Here is a 12,495-nt window from a genome sequence, read left to right as displayed (position 1 = left end):
CTGACAAAAACAACATCTACCATATAAACAGAGGGTCACCATGATTTTAAGCCATGAACAAAAAATGATTCAGGATATGCTGCGCAGTTATGCACAGGAAAAGCTTAAACCAACTGCAGCGGCACGTGATAAAACTGCTGAATTCCCTGCAAAGGAGTTAAAAGAACTGGGTGAGCTAGGTGCTTTGGGCATGACCGTTGCAGAAGAATGGGGCGGTGCAGGTTTAGATTATGTATCTCTCGTTTTAGCCTTAGAAGAAATTGCTGCGGGTGATGGTGCAATTTCAACGATTGTGAGTGTGCAAAACTCATTGCCATGCGGAATTACACAACGCTACGGCACAGAGGCGCAAAAACAAAAATATTTAACTAAACTGGCAACAGGCGAATGGTTAGGCTGCTTTTGTTTAACTGTACCACAAGTCGGCTCTGATGCCAGCGCGATTGAATGTAAAGCTGAAAAAGATGGCGAGGATTGGGTTTTAAATGGCACCAAGCAGTTTATCACCACAGGCAAATATGCAGATGTTGCTTTAGTTTTTGCTGTAACGGACAAAACTGCGGGTAAAAAAGGCATTTCCTGCTTTTTAGTCCCGACGAACACACCAGGTTATATCGTGGCACGTTTAGAAGACAAAATGGGACAGCACTGTTCCGATACCGCCACCATCGTGTTGGAAAACTGCCGTATTCCTGCAGAAAACCTATTGGGGCAAGAAGGTGAAGGCTACAAAATTGCACTCTCTAATTTAGAGTCGGGGCGTATTGGTATTGCCGCGCAATCGGTGGGTATGGCGCGAGCAGCTTTAGATGCAGCCGTGGACTATGCCAATGAGCGTAAAGCTTTTGGAGTTGAAATTGTGCAACATCAGGCAGTCGCGTTTCGCTTGGCAGATATGGCAACACAGATTGAAGCTGCACGACAGCTTATTCTACATGCCGCAAGCCTCAAAGATGCAGGCTTACCGTGTTTAAAAGAAGCATCTATGGCCAAGCTTTTTGCTTCAACCATGGCAGAGCGTGTGTGTTCAGATGCGATTCAAATACATGGGGGCTATGGCTATGTATCTGATTTCCCAGTTGAACGTATTTACCGCGATGTGCGCGTTAGCCAAATTTATGAAGGTGCATCCGATATTCAGCGTTTGGTGATTGCACGTGAAGTGACTAAGCGTTAAAGCTGAGTATCTAAAACTTTAGTCGGTGTCCAAAGCTTGCAAGGTTATTGCAGGATGTGGAAATTGAGAAAATGTTCAAATCATGTTTAGCTAACTTGATTGAAAAATACGCGAAGATCATGTCGTGATTGCGTTGCATGATCGACTTCAACACAGCAAACCTAATTTAAATTTTAAAGAGCGATTCAATCCTAACTTGTAAAAACGGTTAAAACAATAACGCATATTGCTGCAAATGAATTGCAGTGTCATCAGTTTAAGACGGAGCTTAAAAGAATGAAAACTTTGCAAGAGGCATATCAACAGTTTGATATTGAGCAACTGATTCAAACCCAATTGGCAGGAACGCCAACGGCACTTAATGCCTATGAAGAATGTTGCGGACGCTATACGGGTACTCAACAAACTGCCTTAATTTGGGAAGGCAAACACGGTCAAACTGCATCGTGGACATTTGATCAACTGGCAGAAGCATCTGGAAAATTGGCAAATTATTTTACTCAACTGGGCTTAAAAGCAGGTGATTGTATTGCAGGATTATTGCCGCGTACGCCTGAATTGTTAATTACGGTTTTTGCCACATGGCGCATTGGGGCAGTGTATCAGCCTTTATTTACAGCCTTTGAATCTAAAGCGATTGAGCACCGTATTCAAACTGCAAAGACGCAGCTCATTGTGACCAATACTGAGCAGCGTCCAAAACTAAATGCCTTGTCTAATGTGAAAATTTTAACTGTGGACGCAGCAAATCAAGCTCAAAACCATGATACAGATTTTTGGCAAGTTCTAAGCACTCAAGACACTTACTTTGAAACCGTGTATCGCAGTTTTCAAGATGATTTTCTGATGATGTTTACATCAGGCACTACGGGTTTAGCTAAATCTGTACCTGTGCCTTTAAAAGCCATTGTGGCATTTAAAGGTTATATGCAGCATGCAGTCGATTTAAGAGCAGAAGATTCATTTTGGAATTTAGCCGACCCTGGTTGGGCTTATGGCTTGTATTACGGTATTACAGGGCCACTGAGTTTGGGGCATAGCATTATTATGGATGAACGTCCATTTAGTGTTGATCATGCACTGGAAATTATCCGTAAATATCAGGTGAGTAATTTAACAGGTTCACCAACCGCATTTAGAATGTTCTTTGGTTTTAAAGAAAAGTTTGATGGTGATATTCAACGACATCTGCGTGTGGTTAGCAGTGCAGGCGAGCCGCTCACACCAGAAGTGATTCATTGGTTTAAGCATGATTTACAAGTCAATATTTATGATCAATATGGACAAACCGAATTGGGGATGGTGATTGCCAATCATCATGCACTGGAACATCAGAAAAAAGTAGGTTCTGCGGGTTATGCTATTCCCGGACATCGTTTCGCGGTTTTAAATGCACAGCATCAGGAAGTCGCTCACGGCGAAATTGGCACACTTGCACTGGATGAATCACAATCGCCTTTAATGTGGTTCAAAGGTTACGATGGGGATGACCGTAAATCATTTGTGGGACAGTATTATTTAACGGGTGATACGGTACGTTTAAATGAATTTGGTGGGATTGATTTTATTGGTCGTGCAGACGATGTCATTACAACTTCGGGTTATCGTGTCGGGCCTTTTGATGTAGAAAGTACTTTGCTTGAATGTGAGGAAGTGCTTGAATCCGCAGTAATTGGTAAGCCAGACCCAGAGCGTACAGAAGTGGTAAAAGCCTTTGTGGTGTTAAAAAATCAATATCAACCAAGCACTGCATTGCAGGAAAAGCTGCAACAGTATGTGCGTTCACGCTTATCGAAACATGCCTATCCTAAAGAAATTGAATTTGTCAGCAGTTTGCCTAAAACATCCAGTGGAAAAATTCAGCGTAATTTATTGAAGCAACAAGAAATTGCAAAACAAAATGCTTTTAAAAAAGTGAGCTAAATTCAGCCAATAGGCCCTGTTAATTATTGCGCCATAAGAAAAACGCCATTCATACAGATTGGCGTTTTTTTAAATCTGTATTCTTTATTTAAACCACCCGATTATGCAAGCACGAACTCAATCGACAGAAAATGTGTTCATCATATTTGTGATGTGATATTTTCAACTTTATGCTGACACAATGAACAAGGCTGCATGTGCTTCGATTAAAATAAAAGCATGCAGGCAAGGCAACACATATTGGGGAAACATCATGGTAACAGCTCATTTAAATTTCACGCAGCCGTCAAAGTGGATATTTACAAAGTCGATATGGATTGGCTCAGCTTTACTATTATGTGCCTCTGGCAGTTATGCACAAAACTGGAACCCAGCCCCAACTGTTGAAAGTACAGCCTATTCCAGATATCCAGTTGCAAAATTGCCACAAAAAAATTATGCAGTCTTTGCTGAATATGCCAACTTTGAAGCAGATTTTGACAGTGGCGATACAGTAGAACTTGATGGTTTTGCCTTGGGTGTTTCCACTACGCCACATCGCTCAGGTTTTTATGGCAGATTAGAATTCTTAAAAAACAATGAATACGATTTGGATTATTACGAATTCAATATGGGCGGGAATTTAAACCTGATCAGCTATCATGGTTTTTATTTCAATACATACGCAGGTCTAGGTTATAGCGGCGCAAGTTCAAAGCTGCTTGCCAATGATGTCAATTTTGTCACTTTACCTGTGGGCGTAGAAGTCGGTTTGAACTTTGTTCCTGATTTCTCGATTTACGCCACTGCCGGTTATAAATGGTTATATGACAGCACCTCGAATACCACCTGTAAAGATGGGACAACCTCAGACAAAGTCGGGAATACGGCATGTTACTGGAATGGTGGAATTGCCTATTATAATGAATATATAGGCGATGCCGATGGCGTTACTTATAACGTAGGCATGCGGATGCACTTTTAAGCAAGTCGTTGCACATCTCCATCTGTTCAAATACGCAACAATTCAACCGCCGTCATGGCGGTTTGCTTTGAATACCCGTTATACTTGGCGTTTTGGTTTTGCAGAATAGGGCATTTTCTTGGAAAGCATATTCGATACTCAGTTGGAATTGAGCGATGCAGAAATGCATCTATATAGCCGACAAATTTTATTGGATGGCTGGGATATTGAAGCCCAAGAAAAATTAAAACTGGCCAACGTACTTGTTGTGGGGGGTGGCGGGATTGGCTGTTTAAGCGCAGAATTACTTGCACGTGCAGGCGTGGGAAAAATCACTCTGATTGATGCTGATGTGATTGAAACCAGTAATTTGCAACGACAAATCGCCTATACCCCCGCAGATTTAGGCTTTTATAAGGCCGAAATTCTCGCAAAAAGATTAATGCAAATTAATCCTTATATCGAGATTGTTTGTTTAACCACGCTGTTAGATGCGCAAAATGCAGGCACTTTAGTTGCCCAACAAGACCTAGTTTTAGATGGTTGTGATAATTTCAGTACCCGATATTTGGTCAATCAATATTGCCGACAATTGAATGTACCTTTACTCAGTGCCTCTGCCATTGGTTTTCAAGGGCAAATGTTCATGGTCGAAGGTGATTCTGCTTGCTATGAATGTCTGTTCCCGAAAGAACAACATGCCAATGAAAGTTTGCGCTGCGCTGACAGTGGCGTATTGGCAACCACTCCCAACGTCATGGCCAGTTTACAAGCGCATCATGCCTTATTGTACTTGGGTTTAGGCAACACCGCGCTGAAACAAAAGCTATTACTTTGGGATGGTTTAAGCATGAAACAACGCTTATTGTCGTTTGATCAAGACCACAACTGTCCAGTTTGTCAGGCAAGATAGCCTTTTTACTTGGCAATTTTTTGTTAAACTCTCACTACTTTAATATGACTCAGACATGATGAAAAATAATATCTGGTTAGATGGTTTACGTTCAGTTGCTCGCATGGGTGAAACTGCCGTAGTGGCAGCCAAAGCAGGCATTAAATATGCCACTGAAAAGCCAAGTAATGCCAAACTCATGCGCGAAACATTTGAATCTTTAGGTTCAACCTACATTAAACTTGGGCAGTTTATTGCCAGTACACCGTCATTGTTCCCGCGTGAATATGTCGAAGAGTTTCAAGGTTGTTTAGACCAAACTCCAACTTTACCGTTTAGCTATGTGCAGCAAGTATTGGCATCTGAATTTGCAGGGCGCAATTTAGATGAAATATTTGCCTCAATAGATGAAAAGCCTTTAGCTTCAGCATCTATCGCACAAGTGCATGCTGCAAAATTGGTAAGTGGAGAAGATGTGGTGATTAAAGTGCAAAAACCAGGGGTAGAAACTATTCTCTATACCGATTTAAACGTCTTGCACTGGGCGACTAAACTGCTCGAAAAAGCAGTACCTAAAGTCAAATTTGCGTCATTGGCCGATATTGTCGAAGAAATCAAAACTCGTATGGTGCGTGAAGTCGACTTTATTGAAGAAGCGCGTAACCTAGATGATTTTATTAATTATCTGAATTTGACCCAAAACAAAAAAGCCACTGCACCTAAGGTCTATCATCAATATTCCACCCGTCGCGTATTGACCATGCAGCGTTTGTATGGCGTACCTTTGACCGATTTTGATGTGGTGAAACAAGTATCTAACGACCCATCGCAAGTATTGATTACTGCCATGAATACATGGTTCGGTAGTTTGATGATTTGTAACAGTTTCCATGCCGATTTACACGCAGGCAACCTGATGTTGCTTGAAGATGGGCGTGTCGGCTTTATTGATTTTGGTATTGTCGGACAGCTAAATCCTGAAGTGTGGACTGCTTGTATGGCCTTTATGGATGCCTTGCAAAATACCAACTACACGCTTATGGCGGAAAATATGCTCAAAATGGGCATGACTGACACGCAAATTGATACTCAGGTTTTGGCAGCAGATTTAGAGCGTTTATTTAGTGGCGTATTGCTGGCTGATCCTCAAGAATTGCTGACTTCTAACCCTGCAGATTTAAATGACATCATGCTTGATATGGTTGCTGTGGGTGAGCGTCATGGGATTCGTTTCCCACGTGACTTTGCTTTACTGTTCAAGCAAATGTTGTACTTTGACCGTTTCATGCGCGTTTTAGCACCTTATACCGATATTTATGCCGATCAACGACTGCAGATGGTACAAAGTATTGATCCGAATTTGTTGTTAAAGCATTAATTATCCATATTGGGCGAATCAAGCCTTCTGGTTGCATATTTTAAAGCCACCGATCTTTTGTTTTATGAGTTCAGTGTGGCTTTAAAATACGGCAAATATCCCTTTCAATAGACAGAGATAGAAGGATTTAAAATGAAATATAGAGTGTGGTCATGGATGCAATTATCATTGAAGGCTTAAAGGTAGAAACAGTCGTCGGCTGTTTTGCATGGGAGCGTCAGATTCAACAACCGCTTATGTTGGATTTGATTATTGCCACCAATTTAAGCCAAGCTGCAGCTTCAGATGAGTTGCAAGACACGCTCAATTATGCAGAAATTTGCAGCATTTCAGCGCAAGTGATTCAGCAGGCTGCGCCCAAATTGATTGAGCATGCCGCACAATTGGTATTGGATGCACTTTTTACGACTTTTGCCGCCATTGAATCCATTACCATCACCATTCGCAAACCTGCCATTATTCCAGAAGCCAATTCTGTAGGAATTCGTCTTGAACGCCACCGAAACGATTTTTGCCCTCGCTCTGGCGAGTAACTGCGAAGCACCGCGTCAGTTTAAAAATGCCTATCAGCAAATTGCTGCATTGGGTGAAGTGCATTTTTCGCACATTTATCTGATTCCATGCCGTGATGGAATTGGTGCAGACTATTGGAATTCTGCTTGTTTGCTAAAAAGCCGTTTAAGCTTTGAGCATCTAAACGTCATCCTTAAGGAATTGGAAGTTGCAGCAGGGCGTGTGCGCCCATCGCATGATATTCCGCTGGATATTGATATTATTGCGTGGGGTGAAAATTTAGCTCAAATGCAATTCAATCCGAAAAAAATGCCACTTGCTTTAGATGTTAAAATTCCAATGTGGGATATTTGGCAAGATGAGGCTTTTGTGCATTCTGCGCATGACTATCCCATTGTGAGTTGTGAAGAATAAATCAGCCAATAAAAGGGGTAGATTCGTACTACACATCTTTAAATTTTGGCTGTGATCTGTGATCTCGTTTCGGTTAACATCACCGTGTCATATCTTTCTGATATATTTGTATGAAAAACCATCAAAAACAATATTTTTCTGTATTTATACGGCTTTGCACTTAAAAAATATCCACAAAATCTGCGGATAAATCTTGGGATAACTCAAGATCGGCTCTTTCTCTGTTATTTTTTGATCGTTTTAATCGAGATGTTTTCTATTCCAATGACATAAAAAAACGCCCACAATTGTGAGCGTTTAAGTGTTATCAATTCATTAAATATAATAACTGGTCTTGGTCATGAGCTTGGAAATCGCAGTCATGGTCAAACGTACAGGTACAGGCAAATCTACACCACCTGCTTTGAGCGCCGTATCGCGATGATGCAATTCATCTTCATTCATTTGGACTAGAATTTTACGTGAACGATCATCTTGTTCAGGCAATTGGCTAATATGATGTTCTAAATGCAAGCTGACTTGACGTTCAGTTTCTGCCACAAAACCCAAACTGTATTTATCGCCCGCAATACCTGCAATTGCACCCATCCCAAAAGACAAGCCATACCATACAGGATTAAGCAAACTGGTGTGACTGTCTAACTCTTTTAAGCGGTCTTCGCACCACGCCAAATGGTCTTGTTCTTCAATTGCAGCCTGTTCCATTTCACGACGTACATTGGGCAATTTCGCAGTTAAAGCCTGACCGTGATATAAGGCTTGTGCACAGACTTCACCACTATGGTTTACTCGCATTAAGCCTGCAACATGACGTGCTTCACTCACAGCCAATTTGGTTTCAACCGTATTGCCCGGGTTTTCACGTTGAGCCGAAGTTGTGCCAGGTACTAAACTACGTAAGGCTTGGTCAAATGAATGAATAAACTTGTCGATGCCTGTGTAATGACGCATGAAATTAATCCTCCAAAGAGTCCTGTGCAGTATCCAACATTGGCTTGAGCTTTAACAAGAGCCAAAAGGTGAAAACAGCACTTAAAACAGCCGTAATACTAAATAAAATTTTTAAATCAATTTTTAAAATGCTTAAAATTAAAATCGAAAAAATGGCAGATGACACCATAAATACCGCATTTAAAATATTGTTGGCTGCGACCACACGTGCGCGGTGCGAGCGAGGGGAATAGGCTTGCATCATGGCATATAAGGGTACAATGTAAAAACCGCCACTAATGCCGAGTAAAGTGACTGCGCACATGACATGATAATAACTCCAGTCTTGCTGAAAGACTTCGGCTAAGCCCAATAGCGCACCTGTTTTTTCTGGTACAAAAGCCAATGCGCCTGCCAAATAAAAAGCAAAGACGGTTAAACCGACTGCGCCAATAGGCACCATTTTAATATTAACGTCTGTACCGCCTATTTTACGGCAGAGCAAAGAACCCACACCGATACCGACAGAAAAGAGCGTCAGTAATAAACTCACCACGTTTTCAGAAGCATGCAAGTTTTGTTGAGTGAGTTGTGGAATTTGGGTTAAATACGTTGCCCCATAAAACCAATACCAAGAGTTTCCAAGTAAGATCAAAAAAATCATCGGCAGGCTTTTGGCATATTTTAAAGTCTGGAAACTGGTGCGGAAAAAATTCCAGTCAATTTGAATGTCGGGTGCCGTGACGCGCTGCGTCAGCACAAAACGACTTGAGGCATAACCAATTAGTGCAATAATCACCACACTTAAGCTAATCCAGACTAAATTGCCTGCAGATACCGAAATCACTGCACCGCCTAAAATCATCCCCAATAAAATTGCAATGGATGTACCTGACTGGAAAATTGCATTGCCCGACATCAGTTCATGCGGTTTGAGTACTTCAGGCAAAATGGCATATTTGATTGGGCCAAAAAAGGTCGATTGTGCACCCATTAAAAACAAGGCCATCAGCAACAGCCACAAATTTCCTAAAATAAAACCAACGGTACCAATCAGCATGATGATAATTTCAAGCAGTTTGATGGCACGTACCAATTGAGCGCGTTCATACTTGTCTGCCAATTGTCCTGCGGTGGCAGAAAAAATGAAATAGGGCAAAATAAACAGCAGGGCTGCCAAATTGTTCAGGGTGCTGACATTTGCAGATTGTTGGCTAATCCAGCCATAGGTAAAGACCAAAAGCAGCGCTTGTTTATACACGTTATCATTGAGTGCGCCAAAAAATTGAGTGAGAAACATCGGCAAAAAGCGACGACTCCTCAACAAATGTTCATTTTTTTCCATGCGTGATTAACTTCGTTTAGTTTTATTAAGAAATGTGACCGCTTGATATAATAGTACAGAAAATCATGTATGATGTTTCAAGTCTTTTCACTGATGAAAAAATCAAATAAATTGGTGTTTGTACGCGGGTTCATTGGGGTTTTTCCAAAAAATTAAATCAGTTTAGAGTTTTTTATGCTTGTAAATACAAACTTTAAAAAATCAGTACTGTGTTCCAGTATGCATGCAATTTTATGCTGGAATATGCCGAAAAAGCTCGGACTAAGTCTGTTTTTAGGTTTAGTTGCATCTTCAAGTTTTGCAGAAAGTCTTACTGTACCCAATTCAAACGCTCAGCTTGCTGAAAATCCTGTACCGCTACAGACCCCAACTGCAGAAGAAGCACAAAATTTAGCAGCAGAAATTAAACAATTGGCAGCAGCACAAGGTAAAGACAGTGCCGAAGATCTGCAAAAAATAGAAGAAGCTTTAGAGCAAGCGCAAACACCTGAATTTAATAGTCTAGAAATGCTGCAACAGCAACAACAGGCAGGGGCATCTTTTGCTGAATTTCAGCCTATCGAATTTGAAGACTTAGAAGATTTACCCATTGCACCTGTAGATCAGGGGCTTGCCAATGAAATTTTTCAGGTGGCAGAACAAGCCAAACAAGAAGCGATGCTAGACCGCAATGGTCAAGTGCCAGAAACGTTGGTTCAAGACGCAACACAGCAGGAGCTACTGCAAATTGATCAAGCGCCTGTAAATGTCGATCAGCTCATAACCAATATTCAGGCAGACAGTAATTTTGTAGTGGAAGCCAATCCTAACGATACCTTAATGACTGAATTGGGCTGGATGACGCAGGTCGAAAATGCCGATAAACCCGGTTTTTTCAGACGTTTACTGTATAAAGTCCGTCCACCGCGTGAGCTAAACACAGCCAAAGTGCCGCGTATTAGTGCAGATGTAGTCATTACCGCAAATGGCGCCAATGGTACACAAAACTCAATTGGAGAAGTGTCGCCCGATGCTTATCGTACAGCGGTGGATCATTTAAGTGCCAATATTAAGGCCAAACTTTCCAGTTTTACCCAGGAATCTTTTGCTGATTTTCCATCGGCATTGCCACAACTACGCACGTTGTCAAATCAGGCAGCGCAGGCAGTGGGTTTTTATAATGCCGAGTTTAAGTTTGAAAAACTCAGTGATAGCCGCGTGCGTGTGCATGTTGTGCCAAATCCACCTGTGGCGATTAAACAACAAAATATTGAATTTACAGGCGAAGGGCAATACGAGGCACAATTTCAGGTTATTGGCGTCTTGCCTGATCAAGAAGTAGATGATGTGTTTAATCATGGTTTGTATGAGCAAACTAAAAAACGGATTACCGATGCGGCTTCAGATAACGGTTATTTTGACAGTTACTGGCGTTTGCATGACGTTAAAGTCGCTCAACCTCAAAATACAGCCGATATCAATTTACGTTATGAAACAGGCGAGCGTTATAAACTCGGTAACGTCGAATTTCGTATGAGCGATTCAAACCAAGAATTCCCGCTAGATATGGATATTCTGCAAAGTATGGTCACTTGGCAGGACAATGCCGACTATACTTTTTGGCGTGTGAATGGTTTGGCCAACAACCTCACCAACTCGCGTTATTTTAACTACACCTTGGTTGATACAATTCGCCCTGATCCTGTCGAGTATCCTTTGGAATTACCGCCTGATATTCAGGCTTTGGTCGATCAACAAAAACTCTCTGTTTACGATGCCACAGTCGTCGATCAAAAACGGGTGGTGTCATCTCAGGAAGTGACGCAATCTGTGGTGAATGAAGCTGAGTTTGCAGGCACAGAAGAAGGTGCGAGCAACGATAAGCTGCGCATGCTACAAGCACAGCAAGAAGACAAACAATCAGAAGAAGAACGCTTAAAACAACAGGCACGTATCGACAAAAAAATTCCTGTGATTGTGACTTTAAATGCAGACCGCTTAAATAGTGCCGAAGTCGGTGCGGGTTACGGAACTGACACAGGCGTACGTTTGCGTGGGCAATATCGCCGTGCCATTGTCAATAAACGTGGTCACTCTTTCGATGCCAACTTAGAGCTTTCGCAAATTCGTCAAGCCATTGATGGACGTTATAATATTCCTTATAACCATCCCTTGAATGATTATGTCGCGTTGGTTGGCGGTTATGAGCGTGAAGAACGTGACGATGTTGCACAAGGTGGCGGCTTGATGATTGAATCTGCGGTTGCAGGTGTAGACCGTGTGATTAAAAACCCAATGGGCAGTTGGCAACATACTTTTGGCTTGCGTTATCGACTGGATCGCTTAACTGAAGATGGCACTGTATTTTTGGAAAAAGTGCCTGATGCGTTTATTGCCAATGGTGATGTCGAGCAACAATCGTTATTGCTTGGCTATGAAGTTTCACGTACCGACAGTAACCGTCGTGTTAACCCAAGCAAAGGTTTCCGCCAAATTTATAAAATAGAACTGGGGAGTGAATCACTGCTCAGCGATGCAGATTTAGCCATTCTAAATGCAGGTTGGCGTTTTATTTATTCATTGGGTGAAAATGACGATCATCAGTTTGTCGGACGCAGTGACTTAGGTTATATCTACACCGAAGATTTTAATAAAGTGCCTTATAATTTGCGTTATTTTACTGGTGGTGACCAGTCTTTACGTGGCTTTGACTACAAGTCTTTAACACCACAAATTGAAGGCTTTAAAATTGGAGGTCAGGCTTTGGCGGTTGGTTCATTAGAATATAACTATCAATTTAAAGAGGGGTGGCGCGCAGCAGTATTTAGTGATTTTGGTAATGCTTACGATAAAGACTTTAGCAACGACACCGAATATAGCGTAGGTTTGGGGGTACGTTGGGCATCACCAATTGGCCCAATTCGGATTGATGTGGCTTCTGGTATTTCAGATGATAACCATCCAATCCGTTTACATTTCTTTATTGGCTCTCAATTATAAA

Annotated in this window: 10 protein-coding genes; 8 read left to right on the top strand and 2 right to left on the bottom strand. The window is 41.7% G+C overall.

Going from position 1 to position 12,495, the window contains the following annotated elements; all coding sequences use genetic code 11:
* Positions 1 to 40: 40 nt before the first annotated feature.
* The 7 genes from FTT70_RS06765 (at position 41) to FTT70_RS06735 (ending at position 7,240) form a co-directional block, all read left to right on the top strand.
* Positions 41 to 1,177, top strand: a complete 1,137-nt coding sequence (locus FTT70_RS06765; RefSeq protein WP_180168432.1) for an acyl-CoA dehydrogenase family protein — start codon at positions 41 to 43, stop codon at positions 1,175 to 1,177.
* 276 nt (positions 1,178 to 1,453) lie between these two features.
* A complete protein-coding gene (locus FTT70_RS06760; protein WP_004973204.1) occupies positions 1,454 to 3,100 on the top strand; it encodes an AMP-binding protein in 1,647 nt (548 codons plus the stop codon).
* A 253-nt stretch (positions 3,101 to 3,353) separates the two neighbouring features.
* Entirely contained in the window at positions 3,354 to 4,064 is a 711-nt protein-coding gene (locus FTT70_RS06755) for a hypothetical protein (RefSeq protein WP_180168431.1), read from the top strand.
* Between the two features lie 163 nt (positions 4,065 to 4,227).
* Complete coding sequence (locus FTT70_RS06750) at positions 4,228 to 4,956, top strand: HesA/MoeB/ThiF family protein (protein WP_167846466.1); 729 nt, start codon at positions 4,228 to 4,230, stop codon at positions 4,954 to 4,956.
* 58 nt (positions 4,957 to 5,014) lie between these two features.
* Entirely contained in the window at positions 5,015 to 6,313 is a 1,299-nt protein-coding gene (locus tag FTT70_RS06745; protein WP_180168445.1) for an AarF/ABC1/UbiB kinase family protein, read from the top strand.
* Between the two features lie 152 nt (positions 6,314 to 6,465).
* Positions 6,466 to 6,846: a dihydroneopterin aldolase gene (gene folB, locus FTT70_RS06740; protein WP_004973210.1), complete on the top strand. Its 381-nt coding sequence runs from the start codon at positions 6,466 to 6,468 to the stop codon at positions 6,844 to 6,846.
* Entirely contained in the window at positions 6,803 to 7,240 is a 438-nt protein-coding gene (locus tag FTT70_RS06735; RefSeq protein WP_004973211.1) for a 2-amino-4-hydroxy-6-hydroxymethyldihydropteridine diphosphokinase, read from the top strand. Before folB ends, FTT70_RS06735 begins: the two co-directional genes overlap by 44 nt.
* A 315-nt stretch (positions 7,241 to 7,555) precedes the next feature.
* Here FTT70_RS06735 and coq7 read toward each other — a convergent pair whose 3' ends face one another.
* Entirely contained in the window at positions 7,556 to 8,191 is a 636-nt protein-coding gene (coq7, locus tag FTT70_RS06730; RefSeq protein WP_004973212.1) for a 2-polyprenyl-3-methyl-6-methoxy-1,4-benzoquinone monooxygenase, read from the bottom strand.
* 4 nt (positions 8,192 to 8,195) lie between these two features.
* Positions 8,196 to 9,515, bottom strand: coding sequence for an MFS transporter (locus tag FTT70_RS06725; RefSeq protein ID WP_180168430.1), 1,320 nt, complete (start codon positions 9,513 to 9,515; stop codon positions 8,196 to 8,198).
* Positions 9,516 to 9,689: 174 nt separating this feature from the next.
* On the opposite strand from FTT70_RS06725, the gene FTT70_RS06720 reads away from it, so the two are divergent.
* Positions 9,690 to 12,494 (top strand): autotransporter assembly complex family protein, encoded by a 2,805-nt coding sequence (locus FTT70_RS06720; protein WP_180168429.1) that lies wholly within the window; start codon positions 9,690 to 9,692, stop codon positions 12,492 to 12,494.
* Position 12,495: the final 1 nt, after the last annotated feature.

The organism is Acinetobacter sp. YH01003, assembly GCF_013420525.1.
In the GTDB taxonomy this organism is placed as follows: Bacteria; Pseudomonadota; Gammaproteobacteria; order Pseudomonadales; family Moraxellaceae; genus Acinetobacter; species Acinetobacter towneri.
This window is presented reverse-complemented; position numbering and strand designations above follow the sequence as displayed.